General features: G+C 33.7%; 25 protein-coding genes and 5 pseudogenes. 5 read left to right on the top strand and 25 right to left on the bottom strand.

The window, feature by feature from the left end:
- Window positions 1-394 precede the first annotated feature (394 nt).
- Genes CO726_RS17795 through CO726_RS17785 form a run of 3 tightly spaced genes read right to left on the bottom strand, consistent with a single transcriptional unit; the run spans window position 395 to window position 2858 of the window.
- On the bottom strand, window positions 395-964 hold the full coding sequence (locus CO726_RS17795; protein WP_099685122.1) for a 5' nucleotidase, NT5C type: 570 nt from the start codon (window positions 962-964) through the stop codon (window positions 395-397).
- A 60-nt stretch (window positions 965-1024) separates the two neighbouring features.
- Window positions 1025-2128 (bottom strand): bifunctional diaminohydroxyphosphoribosylaminopyrimidine deaminase/5-amino-6-(5-phosphoribosylamino)uracil reductase RibD, encoded by a 1104-nt coding sequence (gene ribD / locus CO726_RS17790; protein ID WP_099685121.1) that lies wholly within the window; start codon window positions 2126-2128, stop codon window positions 1025-1027.
- On the bottom strand, window positions 2121-2858 hold the full coding sequence (locus CO726_RS17785) for a GTP cyclohydrolase II (protein ID WP_099685120.1): 738 nt from the start codon (window positions 2856-2858) through the stop codon (window positions 2121-2123). Before CO726_RS17785 ends, ribD begins: the two co-directional genes overlap by 8 nt.
- A 302-nt stretch (window positions 2859-3160) precedes the next feature.
- Here CO726_RS17785 and CO726_RS17780 point away from each other — a divergent pair, with 302 nt between their 5' ends.
- Window positions 3161-3478, top strand: a complete 318-nt coding sequence (locus CO726_RS17780; RefSeq protein WP_099685119.1) for a winged helix-turn-helix transcriptional regulator — start codon at window positions 3161-3163, stop codon at window positions 3476-3478.
- Between the two features lie 307 nt (window positions 3479-3785).
- On the opposite strand, the gene CO726_RS17775 is transcribed toward CO726_RS17780, so the two are convergent.
- The 8 genes and pseudogenes from CO726_RS17775 to CO726_RS17740 form a co-directional block, all read right to left on the bottom strand.
- On the bottom strand, window positions 3786-4385 hold the full coding sequence (locus CO726_RS17775; RefSeq protein ID WP_099685118.1) for a nitroreductase family protein: 600 nt from the start codon (window positions 4383-4385) through the stop codon (window positions 3786-3788).
- Between the two features lie 547 nt (window positions 4386-4932).
- Window positions 4933-5409: a heme-degrading domain-containing protein gene (locus CO726_RS17770; RefSeq protein WP_099685117.1), complete on the bottom strand. Its 477-nt coding sequence runs from the start codon at window positions 5407-5409 to the stop codon at window positions 4933-4935.
- Window positions 5410-5661: 252 nt separating this feature from the next.
- Window positions 5662-6084: an STAS/SEC14 domain-containing protein gene (locus CO726_RS17765; RefSeq protein ID WP_099685173.1), complete on the bottom strand. Its 423-nt coding sequence runs from the start codon at window positions 6082-6084 to the stop codon at window positions 5662-5664.
- Window positions 6085-6255: 171 nt separating this feature from the next.
- Window positions 6256-7575, bottom strand: coding sequence for an aromatic amino acid transport family protein (locus tag CO726_RS17760; RefSeq protein ID WP_099685116.1), 1320 nt, complete (start codon window positions 7573-7575; stop codon window positions 6256-6258).
- A 1012-nt stretch (window positions 7576-8587) separates the two neighbouring features.
- A pseudogene (locus tag CO726_RS33190) lies at window positions 8588-8665 on the bottom strand (DUF3888 domain-containing protein); the annotation flags it as partial.
- Between the two features lie 61 nt (window positions 8666-8726).
- A complete protein-coding gene (locus CO726_RS17750) occupies window positions 8727-9062 on the bottom strand; it encodes an IDEAL domain-containing protein (protein ID WP_099685115.1) in 336 nt (111 codons plus the stop codon).
- Window positions 9063-9189: 127 nt separating this feature from the next.
- Entirely contained in the window at window positions 9190-9603 is a 414-nt protein-coding gene (gene saiR, locus CO726_RS17745; protein WP_099685114.1) for an Rrf2-family transcriptional regulator SaiR, read from the bottom strand.
- Window positions 9604-9765: 162 nt separating this feature from the next.
- Complete coding sequence (locus CO726_RS17740; protein ID WP_000573531.1) at window positions 9766-9900, bottom strand: BA3454 family stress response protein; 135 nt, start codon at window positions 9898-9900, stop codon at window positions 9766-9768.
- Window positions 9901-10398: 498 nt separating this feature from the next.
- Between CO726_RS17740 and CO726_RS17735 the strand changes: the two genes are divergently transcribed.
- Entirely contained in the window at window positions 10399-10743 is a 345-nt protein-coding gene (locus tag CO726_RS17735; RefSeq protein WP_099685112.1) for a winged helix-turn-helix transcriptional regulator, read from the top strand.
- A 77-nt stretch (window positions 10744-10820) separates the two neighbouring features.
- On the opposite strand, the gene CO726_RS17730 is transcribed toward CO726_RS17735, so the two are convergent.
- The gene (locus CO726_RS17730; RefSeq protein ID WP_099685111.1) at window positions 10821-11558 is read right to left on the bottom strand and encodes a GntR family transcriptional regulator; all 738 of its coding nucleotides are present in this window, start codon (window positions 11556-11558) and stop codon (window positions 10821-10823) included.
- 32 nt (window positions 11559-11590) lie between these two features.
- A complete protein-coding gene (locus tag CO726_RS17725) occupies window positions 11591-12652 on the bottom strand; it encodes an oxidoreductase (RefSeq protein WP_099685110.1) in 1062 nt (353 codons plus the stop codon).
- 207 nt (window positions 12653-12859) lie between these two features.
- On the opposite strand from CO726_RS17725, the pseudogene CO726_RS17720 reads away from it, so the two are divergent.
- Window positions 12860-12976 (top strand): annotated as a pseudogene (locus CO726_RS17720) (aldo/keto reductase); the annotation flags it as partial.
- Between the two features lie 230 nt (window positions 12977-13206).
- On the opposite strand, the gene CO726_RS17715 reads toward CO726_RS17720, so the two are convergent.
- The 7 genes and pseudogenes from CO726_RS17715 to CO726_RS17685 form a co-directional block, all read right to left on the bottom strand.
- Entirely contained in the window at window positions 13207-14583 is a 1377-nt protein-coding gene (locus tag CO726_RS17715; protein ID WP_099685109.1) for a S8 family peptidase, read from the bottom strand.
- Between the two features lie 368 nt (window positions 14584-14951).
- Entirely contained in the window at window positions 14952-15518 is a 567-nt protein-coding gene (locus CO726_RS17710) for an SGNH/GDSL hydrolase family protein (protein ID WP_099685108.1), read from the bottom strand.
- Between the two features lie 15 nt (window positions 15519-15533).
- Complete coding sequence (locus tag CO726_RS17705; RefSeq protein WP_099685107.1) at window positions 15534-16358, bottom strand: MBL fold metallo-hydrolase; 825 nt, start codon at window positions 16356-16358, stop codon at window positions 15534-15536.
- A gap of 28 nt (window positions 16359-16386) precedes the next feature.
- Window positions 16387-16944, bottom strand: coding sequence for a DUF7010 family protein (locus tag CO726_RS17700; protein WP_099685106.1), 558 nt, complete (start codon window positions 16942-16944; stop codon window positions 16387-16389).
- A gap of 27 nt (window positions 16945-16971) precedes the next feature.
- Entirely contained in the window at window positions 16972-17820 is an 849-nt protein-coding gene (locus tag CO726_RS17695) for a phosphotransferase (protein ID WP_099685105.1), read from the bottom strand.
- Between the two features lie 112 nt (window positions 17821-17932).
- Window positions 17933-18145: pseudogene (locus CO726_RS17690) on the bottom strand (NUDIX hydrolase); the annotation flags it as partial.
- 2 nt (window positions 18146-18147) lie between these two features.
- A pseudogene (locus tag CO726_RS17685) lies at window positions 18148-18672 on the bottom strand (Nif3-like dinuclear metal center hexameric protein); the annotation flags it as partial.
- 83 nt (window positions 18673-18755) lie between these two features.
- Between CO726_RS17685 and CO726_RS17680 the strand changes: the two are divergent.
- On the top strand, window positions 18756-18965 hold the full coding sequence (locus tag CO726_RS17680) for a hypothetical protein (RefSeq protein ID WP_098614899.1): 210 nt from the start codon (window positions 18756-18758) through the stop codon (window positions 18963-18965).
- Window positions 18966-18997: 32 nt separating this feature from the next.
- Here the strand turns inward: CO726_RS17680 and CO726_RS17675 are convergent, their stop codons facing one another.
- The 5 genes and pseudogenes from CO726_RS17675 to CO726_RS17655 all read right to left on the bottom strand — a co-directional run bounded on the left by CO726_RS17675 (window position 18998) and on the right by CO726_RS17655 (window position 23518).
- Window positions 18998-19897, bottom strand: coding sequence for a PhzF family phenazine biosynthesis protein (locus tag CO726_RS17675; RefSeq protein WP_099685104.1), 900 nt, complete (start codon window positions 19895-19897; stop codon window positions 18998-19000).
- A gap of 55 nt (window positions 19898-19952) precedes the next feature.
- A pseudogene (locus CO726_RS17670) lies at window positions 19953-20643 on the bottom strand (SDR family NAD(P)-dependent oxidoreductase).
- Window positions 20640-21203 (bottom strand): GNAT family N-acetyltransferase, encoded by a 564-nt coding sequence (locus tag CO726_RS17665; RefSeq protein WP_099685103.1) that lies wholly within the window; start codon window positions 21201-21203, stop codon window positions 20640-20642. The pseudogene CO726_RS17670 and the gene CO726_RS17665 overlap by 4 nt, the downstream one beginning before the upstream one ends.
- A 145-nt stretch (window positions 21204-21348) precedes the next feature.
- A complete protein-coding gene (locus CO726_RS17660; protein WP_136699711.1) occupies window positions 21349-22851 on the bottom strand; it encodes a class I adenylate-forming enzyme family protein in 1503 nt (500 codons plus the stop codon).
- 133 nt (window positions 22852-22984) lie between these two features.
- Window positions 22985-23518 carry an NAD(P)H-dependent oxidoreductase gene (locus tag CO726_RS17655; RefSeq protein WP_136699709.1) on the bottom strand — a complete coding sequence of 178 codons (534 nt, stop codon included), beginning with the start codon at window positions 23516-23518 and terminating at the stop codon, window positions 22985-22987.
- A 124-nt stretch (window positions 23519-23642) separates the two neighbouring features.
- On the opposite strand from CO726_RS17655, the gene CO726_RS17650 reads away from it, so the two are divergent.
- The gene (locus CO726_RS17650) at window positions 23643-23966 is read left to right on the top strand and encodes a winged helix-turn-helix transcriptional regulator (protein ID WP_099685101.1); all 324 of its coding nucleotides are present in this window, start codon (window positions 23643-23645) and stop codon (window positions 23964-23966) included.
- Window positions 23967-24082 lie beyond the last annotated feature (116 nt).

Genomic DNA, 24082 nt, shown 5'->3' with positions numbered 1-24082 from the left:
GTCTTAAAATAAAGATTTTTATGCCGTAATATTTTTTAGTCTTTATCTATTTATTAAAACTTCTATAATTCATAATTATCAATCATTTTATATATTTTATTTTGTATATAAAAATAATTTATTATAAACACCAAAATATCGTATAATTATCGATATTCTTTCATGCATTACTCAAAAAAACACGAAGACCCTTAAGTCTTCATGCTTTTTTGAAATATCCATGTTATTACACTTGTGCTTGAATTAATTACTAGAATCTTTTTAATCGCGAAAAATCAATTATTTTTGGGATGATAGCCATACCTAATTTTTTACGATTTGCTCATCCTTTTTGTTCTGTAATATTGTAATACTCAATACGCTCTTGGCTCTATTTAATTTTCTAATTAAATCTTTACATATCTTTCTTTATAATATTTCCTAACTCCGTCCAACTTGTAATCCGCGGGATTTTGAGATGTTGATTGTAAGAAGTAGTTTTTGCATATACATTTATCGGTTTTCCTATTAACGTTTCTAATACAGCTGGCTTATCATCAAAGAAATAGTTTAATTTTATTTCTTGTATGAAGTGTATTTTTTCTTCGTCCTTCATCCCATAGAAAAATCGATCTTCATGTACCGGAAATCCTTTTTCTATTAACCATTTTTTTGTTTGCTCTCCATGCTCTTTAGGTCGCGCCGTTATATAGTATATTTCATGTCCCTGTCTTTCTAATTCTTGCAATGTCTCTACTGCATACGGAAACGGTGAACAAGAAGTATAATAAATTTCATCAAGCAAACTATTCCACATCTGACCACCTTCCTCCGAAGTCATGCCAAATGCTTCATGAATTTCAATTGTTTTTAAAGAATGAAATACATCCAATCCTACTTTTTTGTTTAATTTTTCATTATATAAATGAAAAGCATGCTGTCTTAAATCAATTAACGTATCATCGATATCAAATCCAAACTTCACTCTTCATCGCTCCTTTCTGCACTTCATTTATTAAAAAACATAAGTAGTTTTTTATTCTCCTTATTTCTCATCTTTCCGATATTCTGGATAGCCAATAAATCTATAATCTTTTCCAACCTGGGTAAATGATATATCCTTAAATTCAATTGCATCTTGCATTTTAGTAATACCAGCACCCGCTACAAAGCTAGGTGCCATTCTACCCCCAATAATTTTAGGTGCAATATATAAAATAAGTTTATCTATTAATTTATTTTCAATAAACGAAGCATTTACTTCTCCACCACCTTCAATAAGCAGGGAGGAAACTCCTTTTTGCCCTAAAACATCAAGCATTTCATGTAAGTTTATATGCTTTTCTCCGCTAGTAACAAATACTTTGACTCCTGCATTTTCTAATGCCTTCCTTTTTTCCGCTGCATGATTACTTGTTGTAAAAATCCAAGTAGGAGCTTCCCCATCTGTAACAACGTTAGCTTCCATTGGTATGCGTAATGTTGAGTCCAATATCACTCGAATTGGATTTCTTCCATTTGAAATACGCGTTGTCAATGATGGATTATCCTTTTGGACAGTATTCGCTCCTACTAAAATGGCTGCATTTTCATTTCGTATTTGGTGTACTTCCTGTCTTGCTTCTGTAGATGTGATCCACTTACTATCCGATAAAGAAGTAGCAATCTTCCCATCTAATGTAACACCCGATTTAATCGTTACAAATGGGCGCTTTGTCATAATATATTTATTAAAGACTTCATTCATTTTTTTTGATTCTTCTTCACACACTCCTACAAGCACTTCAATACCAGCATCTTGTAGGATTTTAATTCCACGTCCAGAAACAATTGGATTTGGATCAAGTGTAGCAACTACTACCTTCTTAATTCCTGCTTGTACAATCGCTTCAGCACAAGGTCCTGTTCTTCCATGATGAGAACAAGGTTCAAGAGTTACATAGATTGTACCACCACGGGCCTGTTCTCCCGCCATACGTATCGCATGTATTTCGGCATGTGGCTCTCCGGCCTTCATATGTGCTCCGATCCCTACAATTCGATTATCATTTACAATTACAGATCCAACCAGTGGATTCGGAGTCGTTTGTCCCTTCATAGCCTTGGCATTTTCTAGTGCTAGATTCATATACAGTTCATGCTCACTCATGTAAGTGTCCCCCTTCAAAATGTCCAGAACGCTGAATCTTCGTTTGCAAATATTTCTCATTAAACTCTGAGACATCACCCCATAACGGTTCACGACTCGTAACATTTAATCCAGCTTTTTGTAACGCTTCTAATTTTTTCGGATTATTTGTAATAAGTTTTACAGGTTTTGAGCGTAGCGCTTTTAATACTTCAATTGTATCATCGTAATTTCGAATGTCATCTTCAAAACCTAGGTTCAGATTAGCTTCTACTGTATCTAACCCATTTTCTTGCAAGAGATACGTCATCGCTTTACTAAACAAACCAATTCCTCTTCCTTCATGATTCGCTAAGTAAAATAAAGCACCTGAACCATGTTCTGTAATCATTTGTAAAGACTGCTTTAATTGGAATCCACAATCACAACGTTTACTACCAAAGATGTCACCAGTGTGACAAATACTATGCATACGAATTAGGGCATCTTCAGAATTCTCAAAATCACCATATACAAGCACACTAGATTGCTGCATATCAGCTAAATTAATAGATGAAAGTTTTTCAATAATTCCTTCTACACTATTTGTAACCTCACTACATTGCAACCAAGAATACCATTGGAAAACTTTAGTCTCCCCATATAAATTAATTGGCAATTTGATAGGACCTACTAAATAAATATCCTTGCCATCTTGATGTATAAATTGAATTTTATCTTCTAACATATGAATTGTATCTGTTGTAACCATTAGGTACCTCCTAGTATAAAGAATCTCTAAAAAATTCTCTTCCATTGTTATATTTTTATTGTTGAACTTACACAACGTAAGTGTTTTTACAGATGATATTCTTTTCCTCTCAGCTTATATGTAATATGTATCATTACAACTTTGGCCATTTAAAGAAAAGAGTTTTAGTTACATAAAACAACTTAGTTACTTTATGTAAGCGAGTATACATTCGTAATCAATTTACGTCAAGTAATTAATTATAAAAACATTTGTTACTAATAGTAAGATGTTATATAATTTGTTTTAGGAGGTGAAGGAAAATGAATGATTCTACATTATGCCCTCGCTTTGAAAAAGGAATGAACTTTTTTAGTCAACGATGGACAGCACTAATTATTTACCAACTTTTCTCTGGATCTCAGCGCTTTTGTACGCTTGAATCTTCTCTTCCTGTTAGCGGAAGATTACTTTCAGAAAGATTGAAAGAATTAGAACTAGAAGGAATTGTCGAACGTAAAGTCTTTCCTGATACACCGGTTCGTATAGAATATTCTTTAACTCAAAAAGGATTTGCCTTAGAAGCTATTATTCGCGGAATAGAAGAATGGTCACAGGAATGGATAGAACTTGAGGAATAGCATAAAAGCTTTTTCGTATATAGTTTTAAGTAATCAAATTACAGATACCTATTATTAAAACGCTAGTTTTTCAAGCATTTATGAAAACTTAGCGTTTTTTAAGAAATAAAACAAGGTGATCAAAACGATCACCTTGTTCCTTTAAAGTTTAAAATAGTGTTTCTAACGCCTTTTATTCATACATACTCGCTTAATAAAAAGAACGAATAAATTTTTTTGTAACTAAACGGTTTTATTTTCACAATACAGTTAGGTTATCCCACTATTTACGGACAGTAAGACCACTACTAATTAAAGCTTCACTTTATTACTTATGAAATTTCACACGCTCTTCAATCGGTTGGAATTCCTTTTCTCCTGGTGCAGCCGTTGGATTACCAAATGGCATTTGTGCAATCAGTTTCCAATTAGCAGGAACATTCCACTCTGTTTTCACTTCATCATCAATTAATGGATTATAATGTTGTAAAGACGCCCCTAATCCCTCTGCTTCTAATCCTGTCCACACGACTAATTGATGCATACCTGATGCTTGGTGTGACCAAATTGGGAAGTTTTCAGCATATGCAGCAAATTTTTCTTGAAGCGATTTAACTATTGCCTCATCTTCAAAGAATAGTACTGTTCCATAACCAGCTTTAAAAGAATCCATTTTTTGTTGCGTTCCTGAAAAATCTCCATCCCCAACTACTTTTCTTAATGTTTCAGTTGTAATATCCCATAATTTATCATGAGCTTCACAAAATAATACAACTAATCGCGCAGTTTGAGAATTGAAAGATGATGGAGTATATTTCACAGCAAACTCTACGATTTCTTTAATTCTTTCATCTGATACTTGTACCTCTTTATTAATCCCATAGTAAGTCCGTCTTTCTTTCAGTGCAGTATAGAAATCTTTTGTCATAATTTATTTCCTCCTAGTCCTTCAAAATGATACATCGCGAAGATAATATGAGTATAAATGAGTTCATTTTTTAATTATTGAACTCCATAACACCAGTTGCCAATCATTCTGAATCTAAACATACTACTTCTTGTCCAAAACGGTTCAGTTTACCTAAAAAACGTCTTATAACATCATTAATAAAATCTAATCATCATTCGGTACTATTTTACCCATTCTCTATTCATATATCCTGTGTGTTTCATATTTACACAAATATAAAATGTAGCTACTTTAATCATCAAATTTTATCTTGAAGCGACATGTCTTTAATGGGAAATAGTAACATTAAATTGATCTATTATAGTCACCAAGAAAGACAGGAATCATTAATAACTCATTACTTGACTTATTACATTTAAGCTACTCTCCTTTGTCATTTAATACAAGGAATAGTTGAATTTTTAATTTTTATGCCCGATATTACAAAAAAATATAATAAAAAAGCAAAAACGAACAGGAATATGTTCATTTTTGCCTTTTTATTAAGCCATTAAAATTACTTTCATTACTGATTTAATTGATTTTTCACTGCTCTTATAACCAATTCATGATCTTCTTCTGGTGGTAATCCTGAAACTGTTATCATTCCAATAACCCCTACGTCTTTTATTTGGACAGGAAAACATCCACCAAACGCAGCATATTCCGAGCTATCTAAAAGATATTTTTCATTATATGAGATTCCAGTTATTTCACTTTGTATCTGCATATAATACGAGCTATGATCATGCAGGGAAACAACTCGTTTTTTACGCTCAATCCATTTCGTATTTTCCTCATTTGTCCCTGTCATCTTGAAATGAAATAATTGCACACCATTTTTTGTTATATCAACAGCAATCAATTTCCCTTCTTGCTTTGCTGTTTCAACGATAAATAAACCTAGTTGCAAGGCATCTTCATTTGTAAAAGAGGTAAATTGAAGCGTTTCCTCCTCTATTAAAATTTGTTTGCTTATTTCACTCAAATTTGAAGTACTCATATCTTGTATCCCCCTTACTCACTTTATGCCACATTGATATTTTTGAGTTTATGCGATCCTATCGTACGGCCTTTCCATATAACTAATACCGTAAAGCGTATTCTTTTCTTCTTGGTGCTATTATGAATTATATTTAACGCATTAAAAATGTATGTCCTCTAGTGCTAAACATTTCGTATAAAAGTTTTCTTCCGAATACTACTTACAAACATAAAAAAACCAGTTGATTGAACAACTGGTTCGCTAAACGTTTCATATGGGATATTCATTCAACCAAAAGAATGCTTGTTCATAATCATCAAAAAATTTAACAGATTCTTTTGTATTGGATTGTTGTAAATAGTTCAGTATCTCCCCTTCTTCAAGGAGAAAAGCAATTGCCTTACTGTGATTCAAAATCGTTTCATTTAAAAACTTATCTTTCCATGCTTTTTGAACAGAAAAATGATCTGGTGTGTATCCTTTTCTATCCACCAACAATTTGTATTTCCGGCCCTCGGAAATACATTGCTGACAAACCCGCTCGAAACCATTAAACCATTCATAAACATCATCTTTTTTGATCTTGCCGATAAGACGGGTAACAATTATATCTCCCAAAACTGTTGTGCTTATATTCGGCCTACTCAACTTGGAATCATCTCCCTTAGTTACAATTATGCGTAAAAATCTCATAAAATCAATAAGGATAAAAGTGTTACGCAATAAAGCAACATTATGTACAAAAAGAGCCTATGTGAAAGATGAACTTTTATCGTTAATTTAAAAAGGGACAAACTCTCCCAACGGAGAAGCCTGTCCCAAAATCGCTCTATTTTATTTTACACTAGAACTAGCAATCGTGAATTAAAATAATGATTTAATACTTGCTAAAACAGTAAGTACACCTACAATAATAACAAATACGTTACTCATTTTTCCTTTGTATTTAGCTAGTACTGGTACTTTTTGAATCGCATACATCGGTAATAGACATAAGATAGCAGCAACTAATGGACCACTTAGAGAATCAATAAGTCCAAGAATACTTGGATTTGTATAAGCAACAAACCAGCATGTTAATACAACAAAAGTAAGGACGATTGTCTTAATTGTTTTTTCTTCAATTACTTTTCCACGTGATTTACCGAACTTAATAATCATGTCACGCATTACTTCAAATGCTCCGATATAATGGCCAAGGAAAGATTTTGTAATAGCCACAAAAGCAATGATTGGAGCTGCAATAGTGATTACAGGTGAATTAAGCTCATTAGCAAGATATGAAAGGATTGATAAGTTTTGCTCTTTCGCCATTTTTAAATCCTCTGGAGTCAAGCTCAGTGCACTACTCCAAACGAAGAACATAACTACAACGAATGTCAGAATATAACAAACCTTTTGTATTTGCGCACATTTAGCATCAGTGGCTTCGATTCCATACGTAGCTCTCTGTTTCACAACAAATGATGAAATCATAGGTGAATGATTAAATGAGAATACAATAATTGGTAGAATCATCAATATCGTTCCAAAATATCCTGTTCCTGTTGAAGCAGTAGAAACAGCTGAAAAGCTAAGCATTGACGTATTCCACTGTGGAATTAAAGATATTGCAATAAACAGTAGAGAAGCTATGAAAGGATACACTAGCATACTCATTACCTTTACAGTAATATCTTGACCAAAATTCAGTATAGCGATAAGACCAAGAACTAATACAAGTGATAAAATAGCCCTTGGAGGTTCTGGCATATGCAATTGATGCACGATAAAACTACTTGCAGTATTTGTAAGCGCAACCGAATACATTAGTACGATTGTATAAATTGAACCGAAATATACGATGTTAAAAATGATACTCGCTTTATTTCCGAAATACTCTCTAATTGTACCTGTGATCCCCTCATCAGCAGAATTAGAAGCGTATATCATTTTAGCAAGTGCCCTATGTGAGTAATACATAACTGGATATGCAAGCAATGTAATTAGTAGTAATGATAATAAACCACCTGAACCTGCATTAATCGGTAAAAAGAGCACCCCTGCTCCAATTGCAGTTCCAAATAGACTTAATGCCCATGTAGTATCCTGCTTATGCCACTTTTTCGGATCTGCATATTGCTCATTTTTTAGTGCGGTATTTTCAGCTTGAACTTCTATTTTCTTTGCAGTATTCCCGTTCATATAATAACTCCCCCTTGTATCTATTCCTGCATCTCTCTTTATAGCTAACAAACATTTTCCTTTTTTCGGAAAATGAATTCCTTACAAGTTGCCCCACATTGTATGTCCTTCATCATAATGACTCCAAATTAAAACATTCGCTAGTTAACGTCCTAATATAATTGTTAGCGTTCACAAAAAATTTCACTCGTAATATCCGCTCTTTATATAAAGACCCCTTAAGAGAACAATATAGAATAGACTTCATAAATACGTTGCAACATTTCTAATAACAGTGTATTACTTTAATGGTTTCTCTTTTTACTTTTAACAGTAATTTTAGCTAAACCGGCCTCTCTTCATTTGCGAGGCATTTCTTTCTCAATTCTATACATTACTTTAATAACTTCGGCAGCACTGATGATATTGCTTACGCAAGCCACTGAAGCACTTTACATACATTTCGCCTCTAATCACACACCTTTCTTACTAATAATCGCATTTTTTATATTTTCTCCAGAGATAATAAAATTTCTCTCGACGCCCTCATTATAACGTGTATATTTATAAAATTAATATTTTTATATTTTCAGAAATATTCAGCAGGAAAAATTTTATATGGATAATATTTTACAGTTAGCATGTTGCAATTGTTCCTATCGCTTAAAACTGAATGAATTAGCATAAAATACATTCATATATTACTTATACAAGTTACTCATTATAAAGATACTTATATTCTTCTTTGTCAAAAAAATTTATTTTAATCAAAAAAGATATTCTAATAAATAATTAATGTGGTTAAAAAGAAATACCTTTTTCAATATCAAACCTAATTTTTAGGATATATATTATCGACATTGCATTCATATACATTTTTAGGAAGATACGTTTTTTACTTGATAGCAATAAGAGGACCGCTAACATTTTACAAAACCTACGCTAAACGAAAAAATAAAATAAACTGCCCATATCAGGCAGCCTATTTACATAACAATTGTTATCAGAAGTGTGCAAACAACTCAATGCAATGTCATCGTAATTCAAGTTTTTTCAACTCTTCTTCAGGAATATCTCTATGTTTATAATTAATAGTTTTTACATCGTTTCCTTAGAGATGATATTATTGATTATTGCACGATTCAACCTATTAAAAGCAAATCATGTAATCTTTAAACCCCCTCGTTAACTAGCTCTTTTATCGAGTTTAATTTTGAAGAAAGCTCGATAAACCATTCTTCGTCCCCTGTTAATAATGCAAGGTCTATAAGATAAAGGATTTGCTCCTTATTGATTACCTTTGATTCAGGGAGTTTGTTAACATGTTTACTAAAGAGTAAAATCGCTTCGTTTATTGTGTACTTGTCGTCACGTTTCACAATACTAACTGTAACTATATCTTCCACTTCATCAAGTGATACAATGTAACCAACTATGAATTCACCCTCATTTGATATTCCACGAACCCAATCTCCCACTTTTAAAACATGATTATTATTTGACATCATACTTTTTCACCTTCTTATAAATATTTTTTGTGACGATAAAAAAGAAATAAAAACGAAATCAAACTGTAATATTTCCCATTACATTTAAATAGTAAGAACTTCCGGCTCTATATAACAATTAAGCCGCTTAACGCTCTTGATTGATAAGATCAACAACTTCTTTCATTGTATAGTTCTTTAAGTATTCACCTAGATGTTCTTCCGCACCTAAGAAAATAGTGAACAGGACTTTTCGCATATTCAAACCTACAATACACTGATCATTTGATTCAGGACACTTAGGCTGCAACGCACCTTCAGAGGTTATCTGATATATATGCCAGAGGTTAACTTCACTTAAATCTCGAGCGAAAATAAAACCTCCACCAGTTCCCTCTTTCGATTGTATAAACTTATGTTTTTTTAACAAACTTAGCACTTTGCGAATGCGTACTGGGTGAACACCTGCACTTTCTGAAATAGCATTACTTGTTGACATCCGGTCTGGCTGTAAAGCTAAATAAGTTAAACTGTGTATGGCCAAGGTAAAATCGCTGTTCATTTTTTTCCTCCTACGATCAAAAATATTGTTTCTCATATATTAACATACTGTAGCCATAAACATTACAGATAGGTTAGTTGAACGTTGAAATATATAAGAACCACTCTTAGCATAAAGAAATAGATTACATAACTTCATTTAGCTTTTAAGTTAAAAATACATTTAAAGACTCCATTGTTTCTTCACTTGTTCTTCTGCCAACTGTTTAATTTTTGTCCATATCGTATCTTTGCTTACAATAACATTTGTTTGATAATTTCTATCGTTATAATTGACTGTAACACATACTTCTATCACCTTCTGTTTCCTCCTTTCAAACAAATTTCTTATCTATATTTAAATCCTGAAAAGTCTTGGGTTTAATTATATTCATGCTACATTTTACAGACGTTAACAACTCACTTTTAAAAACCTTACTGTAATCTTAAACTTTACAGTTCAATTAATCAACTGTTAAGTCTTGGATTAATTTTAATAACTCACCAAATTGTTCTCATGTAAAATTCCCCATAGCATGATGGCTCCTTCAAAGTACATTTTACTCATTTCTTGCTTACAAGTGCTATTATGAATTATATTCATCCTAATAAAAAGTACGTACTTTAAATTATTATAGGTACTAAAAAGTAACGTATAAACTTTCTAGTACAGTTCTACATCGGTTATTATGAACGATATTTAGCACAATAAATAGTACGCACTTTAAAGTGTTATAGGCACTAAAAAGAAATAATTTTAGTATTACAACGGATGTAACCCAAAACTGAAATCTAAACTCATCAAAGGAGTTTTTTTATGAAGAAATACAATATTCATGTAGAAGCGACTTTAGAAGTTATTGGCAGAAAGTGGAAAGCAGTTATCCTTTGTTATTTAAAAAAAGGAACAAAAAGAACGAGTGAATTAAAACGTTTAATGCCTAATATTACGCAAAAAATGTTAACACAACAATTACGGGAACTAGAAGAAGATGGTGTAACCCAAAGGAAAGTATATGACCAAGTACCACCGAAAGTAGAGTACTCTTTAACGGATTACGGTTCATCTTTAGGAACTATACTCGATTCACTTTGTGCTTGGGGAGAAAATCATCTTAAAAAAAACGGGAACACATCCATGCTGATTACAGCCGATGAATAATAACTGCTCCTACTATATGTGTAAATTCTATCGAGGATATAAAAACCGGTTGAGACAATACTTGCCTCAACCGGTTTTTATATCTCTTTATAATTTTTTGCCGTAATGACTGTTTCAAACTCAAAGGTTTCCGGTAGATGATCTGCATAAGAATATTCAAAAGTTCGTCCATCCGTTAAGTAAGCCACTTGTTCAACTCGCATTAGGAAATCCTGATTTGTTAAGTTCATAAACTGCTTTTCCCTATCATCTGGGCGAATTCCTTTAACCCTGACAACAGATGTCCCTACTTCAAGACCAAGTTTATTTTGAATATGTGAGTATATCGACTCCTCTAAAACCGAAGCTTCAACACCTGGGATGACCGAAATCGGCATCCACGTATGCTCCATAATCGTTGGGATACTGTGAATGATACGAAGGCGAATGATTTTATATACGAAATCCCCTACTGAAATGCCCAATTTTTCAGCAATGATTTCATCGGCACCGACAATCGTAAACTCGATAATTTTACTTTCTACCTCACTGCCGTAAACAGCTTTCGTACCTGTTAAAGTTTGAATCATTCGTGCCTTTTCCTGCTGACGCCAATCTTGAACGACTGTTCCACTTCCGCGCCGGCGGATAATGTATCCGTCTCTAACTAACAAATCCAGCGCTTTTTTTATGGTAAGGACTGAAACACCAAATTCTTCAGCAAGGACGGGGCTACTTGGAATTTTTTCGTTAATTTTATATTCACCGTCTAAAATTTGCTGTTTAATTTTTTGATAAATGCCGAGGTATTTTACTTGTGTTGATCCGCTTGCCATTTCCATACCTCCTTTATACTCTATCCCCTCTTCTATTCATTCAAATGTAAAGCCTCAAGTTTGTAAACTGAAGGTGATGGAGCAGCAAATCCGTTTTCTAAGATTTCAATATTCGTTACCGCTTCTTCGTCTTTCACAAGCTTTGGTGCACCATTTACGATTGTTTCATACGCTGCATCATAGAAACGGCCGTAATCACCAAGCGGCGTTTTAATTTGTTTTTCAATCCAATCACCGTTTGCATTGCGATATTTAGCAATCCCATAGTACATCGGCGAATCTTCACCAAATCCTGCACTCTCAGGCATAATACCCGCTTTCAGATCATTTTCCTGCTGATCTTCACCGTATTTAATAAACGATCCATTTGTTCCATGAACGATAAAGCGTGGATAATCTTTCGCTACAACATGGTTCGTTTTCAGTTTAATTTTCAGCTGATTTCCGTAATGTAAACCAACATCGAAATAATTATCAACCGCACCTTCCACTTCATTATTACGAATATCGTATGTTACCGTATCAGGACGGCCAAATAGTGAAATCATACGGTCCATCGTATGAATACCTAAACTATAAAATGAACCTTCTTCTTTCGGACCTTCGTGAGTGATTGAACCCGGACGGAAATAATCAATATGCGATTCAATCTCAATAATATCACCAAGGAATCCTTGTTCAACAACCTGTTTCACAGCTAAGAAATCACCATCAAAACGACGGTTTTGGTAAGGCATAACGACTACACCTTTCTCTCGTCCTAAAGCTAATAATTCTTTAGCATGTTTTACTGTATCGCAAAATGGTTTTTCAACGATAACGGATTTTCCGGCTAGTATAACTTTTTTCGCTAATTCGTAATGCGTATGTGCTGGCGTACAGATCGTTACTAATTGAATTTCTTTGTCATTCAACAATTCGTCCAAATCAGTAGTGAAGTAAACACCTTTTTCCTCATATGGAGCCGCTAATTCTTCATTTATTTGACGTACAAAAATCGTTTTTATTTTTATATTATTACGTGTGTTTACATAAGGTAAGTGATAGCGGTTAGCTGACTTTCCAAATCCAATAAAGCCCATTGTTAATGTCATGTTTTTCAACTTCCTTGCTCATAAATTTTCGTTTCTATATTTATTATATATTTTAATCATTAAAAGTATATAGTTTTAACTTTGTAATTATATATTAAATAAAAAATCCAGGATAAAATTCATTTTCACTATAAGTTATGGACCTATAAATTTATACATTGCTAAAAACTATTAGAGGGCATCAAGTATTACTGCCGTTGTTCCTAACGAATTGTAGAAGATCAAAATGCATTAAACATAGTAATTCCAGCAGCATTCTGGGAAGAAATGCGCGAACAAAAACTAGTAGCACCTAATGCCCCACTACCACCCAACGTAAAATAAAGTGAAACTTTAATCAGTGGGGGTTTTATTTATCCCCACTGATTATTAGTTGAACCAATCGGGCTTTTACGGGCAGTTGATCCCCCACCTAACTTCTTTGCTTTCGCTGAATTTTGAAGTGGGGGTCTTACTGCCCGTTAATGCGGGATAAACAAATACAAATTTCATGCACGCTTTTTCATTACAAGAAATAAAAAATACTACCTCCAAATGGAAGGTAGTATTTTTTATTAATCCGGAAAAACAATTAATCCCTCTTCTTTTTCTTGCTGTTTTAAATCTTCTTCTGGGAAGGTTACAGTTGAATTTTTATCCCCTGTTCTTTTTGTTTCTTCACCTGGAAATACGAAAGTTGAATTTTCTTTCCCTTCATTTTTTTCTACGTTATCTGGAAATACCATAGAATCATTGGTAGTCAAATTACTATTAAATCCAAGGTTAGACAAAATCGCTTTTAAATCTGGTAAAACCCCTATTTTATCAGATGATGGGTTATTAGAATTTGTGCCTGTATTTGGATTACTTAAAATTGCTCTCAATTCTTTTGGTGTATATGCCTTACCTAAATGTTCTTTAGCAATCCCTTGAATCGATACAGCAGCCCCAGCAATTATAGGCGAAGCGCTAGAAGTACCACGGAAATTAGAAGTATAACGATTAATTATGTTCTGATCTGTAACTTTTTGTCCTTTACTGTTTTGATTTTGATATGTATCTAATGTATCAACATACTCTCCCCAACCATATACATCAATTCTACTACCATAGTTAGAGAAAGCTAAACGTTTATGAGGAACTCTTGCAGTAGATGCTCCAACTATAATAGCTCCTGAATCTTTAAAGTCTGGACTATTTCGATTTAAAATCTGTTTACCATTACGGTCTTTAAATTCATCTAAATCAATCCCACCATTACCACCTGCTTCTACAATAATAATGCCTTTATCTGTACCTTTGCGAATTGCGTTAAATATACTCGGGTACACTTCTACTGGTAAAGGGTCATCTCCATATCCATCATATTTAAAGGATTCTTCTATTAATAAAACATCTCCAGCCTGTAAAGAATCTACGGCACTTAAAATAGCATCTCTTACATCGATTCTCCCATTATCTCGGATTACTGAAATTACTTTTGCCTTTGCTTTTGGTGCAATCCCAATGTTCCCAATCCCATTGTCAGCTGCAGAAACAACACCTAGAACTGAAGTACCGTGAGAAAGATCATTACTCATTTTTCCAGACATAAATTCAATATTTTGACCGACTAAATCTTCATGATTTAATAACCAGCCTTCTTCCAAATCTACAAAAGTTGCTCCTTGACCATCTCCTCCTTTAATTCCCCAAGCATAAGGAGCATTAATTCCTAAAGGTGCATCTTCAAGATATCCCTGTCTCGAAAATCTAGGTTCATCATAAGGATTGACTGATAATACAGGCAATCTCGAGCCAGTTGTTGTGTTTATACTCTTATTAGAACGAACTTGTATTTTACTAGAATCGTTATTAGCAGCATGTACTGTATTTGTTACAAATGTCGTACCTACCCCAGCAAAAGTTGCAATTGCAAGTGATGATATCAACATACCTTTAAAATTTTTCATTTTTCCACCTCTAGTTTTCTATTAGAAATAACATAATTTAATAATGTGTATGCATCAAAAAATATTTTATCTTATTATAAAAATTAATAGATTTTATACCTTTTTGTTTTACATAAAAACTCCCTTCATTCTTGTAATTCAATATGTATATTTCAAAACAACAAACTTTCTGCAACTATTATAGTTACACCTTTACTAATTTTCAACTACGAAATATAAATTTTTTAAAATAAATTTATATTACTTTAAAACAGAGCTAACCTTTTACACACATAAAAAAGCAAAATATCTGTCCAAATTACAGCGATCAATAAGTTTATAGACTGCGAAAGAAATACGAAAAAGCAAAGCACCAAGTGCTTTGCTTTTTATAAAATCCCTTTTAACTTTTCACCAATTAACTTCGCTACATACTCATAACCTTCTGGCCCAAAGTGTAATCCATCTTTTTCATCATTTTCTACAAATCTTTTATAATCCCGTTCTTGAATCATTTGAGCATATACATTTAGAAAATAACTTCCTGTTTCCCTCGCCACTTCCTCCACCACGTCTGCATACTGACCGAGCACTTCATTTGTTCTACTCTGCTGTCTTTCCTCATCAACTGGTGCAGGACTAATAAGAAGTACTTTATCTGACGAAATCTGGTTTACAATCTTCTCTAAGTTTTCTTTGTATACTTGTAATGGCACTTGTGAAAAAGAAACTGCATCATTCGTACCAAGAAAAACTGTTACGAAGTCCGGTTTATATGATAATACATCTTCTTTAATCCTTTTTAACGCATCAAAAGTATTATCACCTGGAACACCTGCATTCACCACTTCCCAATTTGGGAATATCCTTTGTAACCTTGGCGTTAATCTAGGTGTACCATCAAAAAATACATCATCAGCTGTAATACTATCTCCAAAGCATACTAACGTTTTCATTAAGCTACTCTCCTTTTACGTATGAAACAACTTTCCTTCTATTGCTTTTATATATCTTTCAGCAGAACGTTCAACTGCCTCATTTGCATTTTCTTTTACTACTCGATGAAAAGCGTTGTATAAACGATTAAACTGTAACTGCTTTACTCGATTCACCATTTCTTCCACTTTTCTCGCTGGTAGTGGAATTAAGTTTGGATAGCTGTACATGAAACTCACCCACCGCTCATCTGCTACAACTTGAATAATATCACCTGTTAACAAAATCCCTTTTCCATCATTACCTTCTTCCCAATGTAAGACAGATCCTCCTTTAAAATGACCGCCTAAACGATGAATGACCAATCCATCAGCTAATTGTAAAGACTCACCAGACCAATAAATAATACGACTACTCGGGCGCATTACCCACTCTTTATCATCTTCGTGTATATAAATTGGTACATCGAATATCTCTGCCCATTCTACTTGCGTCGAATAATAATGCGGGTGAGATAATGCAATTGCATCTAATCCACCAAGCTCTTTTATTTTCGCAATTGTCGTTTCATCCAAATAAGTAATACAGTCCCATAGTAAACGATATGACTCTGTTTTCACTACAAATGCAGTTTGACCGATCGCAAACCCTGGTTTTGTCGTAATACTATAAAGTCCATTTTCCTCTTCGATTATTTCATTTTTATATGTATCACCTGTTTGTAAGTTTTCTAGCGTCGTCCAAGACTGCCCTTTCGGATTAACATATTGCCTCTCTTCATCACAAATATGACAACTCACCGGTTCTTCTACACTCGCTGCATACTGCACGCCACACGTTGTACACACGAAATTTTTCATAATCATTTCCCCTATCCCTATATTTTTATTAAGCTGATTTTTGTTGATAATGATCTGCTTTTTTATTTTCAATTAATAAACATATAAAAGTAAGTAAATAGACAACTGTAACTGACCATGGAATTAAAGTGAATCCTTTTTCCTCAAAAAGAATCCCGCAAACTGACGTTACGAATACAGTTCCTACTGACAATAAACCATAACTTTTACTTTCGTAAATCCATACGTACGGGATAAAATGAACACCTATTAACATTGCTACTACAAAAGGTAACCACTCCGGAATTTGAAAATACGCAAATAATACAAGCGGAATATTCAATACATTTATTCCACCAATTACTCCCGCTAAAACCCCTAGTGGATTTCCTTTCGCAAACATATCAATTTTTAATATAGCAGCTATCATTAAACCAAAAGGAAACACACAGCCCATACCAATTATATACACCCACACAACTTGTTTTTCAGAAAGAACAAAGCCCGTTATACTCATAACTATCCAAAATAAAATGCCAGCTACTATAATTGGTAAGCCTCTCTTCGTTTTTCTTGCCAAATCTTTTTTCGCTTCTGCAACATTCATCTCACTATCTCCCCCAAAGTATTTGTACTATAAAGTCATCTCAACCTCGCTCATCCAATAACGCCAAGCTGCTAAATAATGTTCTAAATCTTTCGGGTGGTGTCTTAAACACGTATCTATACGCAAATATAATCCTATGACTATTTCCTCATATAAATCACGGTCTTTTTTATAAAATACACATTGTTTCATCGCATAATCGATTGTTTCTTTTGTTAAATCTTCCGGAGTTGAACAAAAAGCATAAATTAAATCGTATATAGGATCTCCTAACACTGGTAAGGGATCAATTACACCGTGCAGCTTATTTCCTTGAAATATAAAATTATGAAATCCAAGATCACCATGCAATAAAAATGGCTGATTTATTCCAGTCCCCCTATTTTGACTATTTGCTAGTTTAAGAACTGTTTTATACTTTTCATCACTTATGTAACGTCTTACATTTTCATGAGCTTCCATCACATTTTTCGCTAAAAATTCATTCCAAGATTGAACCGGACTTTCTTTCCATCCCCAGCCATCTGCCTCTGGAACAATTTTATACTTATTGATAACTTCTTTTACAAGAGTACTAAGCGCACTTCGTTTATGTCCTTGTTTGCACGAAGTACTACCTTCAAGGAAAGAATACACAATATATGTATGTAAAGGTTCCTTATACAAAAGCTTTGAAAATAAAGTATTCCCCTCATAAAAAGAAAGAAAATAAGCTTCTTCACGTATTACTTCCGATTCATTCAGTTTTACAACATACTTTTCATCCAACAAATATACAGTACTTGTCGTTCCTCCGTTCAACACTTTTATGCTATTTGGATAATGTGAAATCACGTTCTCCTTAACTAGTTGTGCAGCGATTACTGAAATGTCCATTCCCTCACCCTTCAACTCCGAATATTTCCTTAATTCAAAAGACAACTTTACTATTATTTGACAAACAAATAGAAAATACCTTCAAACATCTTAATATAATAGAAATTAATTTTCACTTTATCAAAACAGCTTCCTTCAAGATTTCATCATATAATTCATTCCATTTATAATGATACACTGCACTCTCTTCTACTCTAACAAACATCCTTTTATCGGCTTCATACTCACCGTCAAACTTATACACTTCATTAATCTCCATCCGGTAAAATGGCTGATATCCTATTTTGGGATACGAACTATTTTCATTCCAATTTAGATTATCACTTTATTTCCTGCACCTGTTAAAATCGCAATCCGTTTCACTGGTTTATCGTGATTTTTCCAGCTCTTCACTTTCTCTTCCATTCTCTCTTCAAGTTTGCCTACTAAGTTTGAAAAAGGAATCGCTTCTTTACACTCTCCTATTCCTGGTAGCTCTTCTTCCTCATACGTGGAATATTCCAGTATTGTATCTATCCCAATTTCATTAAATAACGACGTACATGTACCAAACTTTACAAAATCTAACGGCAAATGAATCCAAAAATGATTCATTTCATATTCTTTTAATTTCTCAATACAAGCCTCTTCCATACCAAATAAAAAGCTCCACGGTGCATGATGTGTAAGTATCATATCAATCCCATTTTCATAAGCTTCTTCAATTGTCTCTAACGTCAAATTTGTCGTGTAACCTATTTTATGAAATTCCTCTTTACTAATGTAAGTGAAGCCATACTCATCGTCACCGTATTTATTAAGATGTTCTTCAAAAAGTGATGTAATATGTTCTTTAAACTGAGATATATTCATTTGTATTTCTCCTTTCATTTACTTTTATATTTCAAAAATAAGGAAATACTACTAACAACGTTACATACATATAGGAGGACAATATGAAACCTGAATTTTTAAAAGCTGTACATGATGCCATCGGAAATGTCGAACATATTCATATAGAAGAAAGTGGTGCAGACAGTTTAATTATTCATCATGATGATGCCCAGCAATTACAACAAGTTGCTGAAACGTTAGAAAATAATAATTTCCGCTCCGCTTTAAGAACAACTGGAGATGCTTCGTATATTGAAGTGTTGAACAGATAATGAAAGTCCGGATGTATTCCGGGCTTTCTTCTTTATATTGAAACTTCAAACTCTTTCACATACACCGCTGTTCCAGCAATATCTATTTGTAAATTCTCAGTTTCTACATCTTTCGTTACATACACCATTACACGACCATCTTTATTTATTTCCTGTCCTTGCTCAACGATTAACTCCAATTCTTGTTCAAAATCTTTCTCTAAATACGCCGCATAATACGCTCCCATTACACCTAAAGCTGTTCCTGTCACTGGATCTTCAATCGTTCCAGCAAAAGCCGATGAGAAATGACGCCCATGCATTTGCACCTGCTCATCATAAGTTTCTAGACAAACTGGATGAATAGAAGCGTTGGGGATTTCTTTTAATACTGATGGAAACGCATCATTATTAGGTTTCATTCTCTCACATGCATCAAGATTTTTAATAGGTACAATTACAGTCCAGTTCCCCGTACTTCCATATACGATTGGTAAACTTACATCTAAATCATTTACTTCTAAACCAATACTATGAGCTAATTCTTCTTTTGAACCCGCAAAATCTTTAAACTGAGGTGCTGCCTGCCTCATTTTAATAAAGGTTTCTCCCTTTTTATTTACATCTATTTGTATCGGTAAAATCCCAGCCTTCGTTTCAATCGTAATATTTGTTCTCTCTTCTAATAAACCTCTTTCACGTAAGGCAAATATTGTCCCGACTGTCCCATGGCCACATAAATCCATTTCAAAACGAGGTGTAAAATAGCGCATTCTCACATCTGCTACCTCTGAAGAAAAAACAAAAGTTGTTTCGTTAAATCCAATTTTTTCAGCAATACGCTGCATTTCCTCTTCTGTTAATCCATCTGCATCTAATACAATACCTGCTGGATTACCCATATTCGGTTTATTTGTAAATGCGTCATAATAAAATACATTTATAGTCTTCATTTTCTTTTCTCCTAACCTTCTTTAAAAATTTTAGAATATAACTCTATCTCCGTTTTTACCACTTCAATTCCCCCACACCTGGCTCAATAAACTTCCCTGAAACATCCTCATTTGAATCTATTAACCAATCATATATATTTTTTGCTCCTTCAGCCGAAGTCATATTCGCATCAAAAGCACCAATATCAGTCTTTAATTTTCCAGGGTGAATGGCAGTTACACGAATTCCTTTATCCTCAAACTCTTGTTGTAAGCAGAGCGTTAACATATTTTGTGCAGCTTTAGCAATTCGATAAGAATACGAAAACTGACCTTGTTGAAACTCTTTGTTCGCCATTTTATGCAATGAACCTAATCGAGAGGACACATTTATGATTCTCGGATAATCCGATTTAGCTAAAGACACATATGTACCTTTTACAGCTCGAATCACACCTAAGCAATGAATATTAAATAAATCCGTTAACTCTTCTGAATTCGTATGTAAAACCTCAGTCTCCTTCCCAGTAATTCCTGCGTTATTGATAACTAGATCAATCCTCAAGCTGGCTTTTAATTTGCTCCGTACTCTCATCAATCGATAAGTCTGCCAATATAGGAAAACATCTACAACTAAACATTTTCTTCAATTGTGTTATCGCAACCTCAGTTCTAACTAACGGATAAACGATATGCCCATTTTCGTGAAATACTTTTACTAACTGTGACCCTAATCCGCGATTTCCACCTGTAATTAGAACTCTCATATATCCATCTCCTTATTTTTAAAATAAATAAGAAAATCCATCCACTTACCATTCTCTAATGAAAACGCCTCTCTCTTGCACTCAAAAGAAAAACCTGCTCTTTCCGCAAGACGAACGGATGGCTCATTACCAACACGTATATGTAATTCAATTCTATGAAAATGAAGACTATTAAAAAATAACGATATCGCAGCTTTTACACTTTCCATGCCATATCCATTTTTCCAATATTGATTATGTATGGAATACCCCATCATCGCCCATTGATAGTCCATACGTAAAATTTTTATTAGCTCTAGCTTTCCAATATTAGCCCCGTCTCCTTTACGAAAAATACCTAATACATACATCTCATCCCGGTGTGCTGCTTCATCAAAGCCTCTTATCCATTCCGTGAACCATTCTTTTGTTGATGATGCCATAACTTGATAACCATCGTCATATTTATACTGCGATGGTAACCTCTTATTAAATCCATCTAACCAACTTTCATAATCATCATTTTGGAACGGACGGATTATAAGTCTCTCTGTCTCTACCTGTAATAGCGGCAGCTTCATTTACATCTCTTCTCTTAATTAATATTTGAATATTCTTTATTATCTTACACAAAATGCAAAATCTAGTAAATTATTATGTTTTTGATACATAAAAACCCAGTCATGCTTTATACATAACTGGGTTCTTCATCGTTTAATACCCTTTTTATTTCACAAGAACTACATCCCGTAATTCTCTCTTCAACACTTTCCCTAAAGCGTTTTTCGGTAACTCTTCGATAAATACCACTTCTGGTATTTTGTAACTTGCTAATTTCTCCTTACAATACTGAATAATACTTTCTTCTGTTAATGTTGTTTCGCTATCCTTTACAAGATAAGCTCTTGGAACTTCTCCCCAAAAGTCATCCGGAACCCCAACTACTGCAACTTCTAAAACACCATGTATTTCATGAATAACATCTTCTACTTGATCTGGATATACGTTATCACCACCGCGTATGATAACGTCTTTATATCTTCCCATAATATGCAGGAATCCGTCGTCATCTATCATGCCAGCATCGCCCATGTTAAACCAATTATCTTTTACTACCTTCTTTGTCGCCTTTTCATTATTCCAATACCCTTTAAACATGTATGGACTTCTTACATGAATCTCTCCAACTTCATTTGTTGTTAGTTCATGTCCTGTTTCTGGATGAACAATTTTTAACTCTACATGTTTAAGTGTTTTCCCTACAGAAGACATCTTTTCTTTTCCCATCATTGGATGCCATGAAGTTACTACCCAACCTTCTGTACTCCCATAACCTTGCACCATATATATTCCTTTTTCCATATATCTTTGAATAAGTGTTTCTGGCACTTTTGTACCACCGCTTTGTGCTACTTTAAAGGTCGAAATATTACGCTCTTTTTTATTTATTTCATCAAGCATGTAGCTATAAACAGCCGGGAACGCAAGCATCGTAGTAATTTTCTCTTCTTCAATCTTATCCCAAATAAGAGTAGGATTCGAATCAGCTAAGAAGATCATCGTAACACCATGATAAATGCAATTTAAAATAGAAAGCACCCCACTCATATGAAACAATGGATGCACAGATAAAAAGCGTTCACCTGCTGGAATTTCTCTTTGTCCCGCAATCTCAGCAAAATAATAATGTAAGTTTTTATGTCCAATTACACATGCTTTCGCCTGTCCAGTCGTTCCTGAAGTAAATAAGTAAATCGCATCATCATCTTCATGAACTTCTACGTTCGGTTCTGTACTTGGCTGTTCTTGTAGTTTCAATTCAAACGAACCAAAACCTTCTTCTGTCGTTTCAATTACATAAGGAATTTCTTTAACAGCATCAATCTTCAATAACACTTCACTAAATTCTTCATCAATAATTAATACTTTTAATTTCGCTTCTTTTACAATCGTTTCTAATTCATAAACAGTAAGCTGATGATTTAGCGGAATAAATACCGCTCCAATTTTTAAACTTGCCATCATAACGCTTGGAAACGGGTGATTATTTTTGCAAAGTATTCCTATACGATCCGCTCTTTGCACACCTTTATGTAAAAAATAATGTGCAAGCTGGTTTACTCGTTCATTATACTGTTGAAACGAATACCTTTTCTCTCGGCCTACAAGCGCTTCCAAATTTGGTGATTGCATTGCTCTTTTTTGTAATAATTTTTGCATCGTTCTCAAGTAAAACTCCCCTTTATATATGTTAGGTTTTTTATTTTATCAGATTAACTATTAATTTACTAAATATTACACTTAGTGAATATAATTTTTATAAAAATAGCCATCTACCTAACAAGTAAATGGCTATTTTCTCTTATATATTAGAATACTCCTTATTCATCACATATTGCACATACTCAGGTGCACTTTTATCAATCTCTGCATCACTTAATTTATATTCTGCACCATATAAATAAAATGAAGGTATAAATTTCATGTCTGTATATAAGCACGTAGCTTGGAATGGTTTCGTTAAATCATCCATCGTAATTCCGCTATTATTATAGTCTTTTTCTAAACCACCTATAGAAATAGCTACACCAAACTCTTTTCCCTTCACTTTATCCCCTTTTGATCCGTACGCAAATCCATATGTTAATACATCATCAAACCATTTTTTCAATAATGGTGGTGAACTGTACCAGTATAGCGGAAATTGGAATATATATCTGTCGTGTTCTACTAATAACTTTTGCTCTTCTTCAATATTAAACTCCCAATTCGGTGCCACTTTATATAATTCATGCACCGTAATTTCATCCGAATGTTTCTCAAGTTCTTCTATCCATCTTTTATTAATTTTTGATTTTTCAATATGAGGGTGTGCTACAATTACAAGTGTTCTCATCATTTTCCATCCCCTTTATAAATTAATCAATCCTTTACGTATTAGTATGAATGCGTTACATATAATTGAAAAGTACGTACTTTCAAGTGCTATAGGAACCTGAAAGTACCTTTGGAGGTGTAATATGAATCAAAATAATGATTGCCCAATTGCAACAACACTCGATGTAATCGGCGGAAAATGGAAAGTTCATATTCTATGTGTTTTGATGGATGGAAAAATGCGTACAAATGAAATCCGACGGGAAATCCCAAACATTACACAAAAAGTTCTTACACAACAACTTAGGCAACTTGAAGCTGATGGGATTATCCATCGTACTGTATATCAAGAAGTACCACCAAAGGTTGAGTACACAATAAGTGAATACGGGAAATCTTTAATGCAAATTATGGATGAATTATGCGAATGGGGAAAAGATCATCAAATAAAAAGATTGCATGACTAAAAAACCTACCAACTTCTTTACATACTAGAGGGAACGGCACATCACTATCAAGCTAACAAAAAGACCCTAATAAGAAAACTTTCATTTTTATAATCCATTTAAAAATTAGCTTGATA

Source organism: Bacillus fungorum (assembly GCF_002746455.1).
Taxonomy (GTDB): domain Bacteria; phylum Bacillota; class Bacilli; order Bacillales; family Bacillaceae_G; genus Bacillus_A; species Bacillus_A fungorum.
This window is presented reverse-complemented; position numbering and strand designations above follow the sequence as displayed.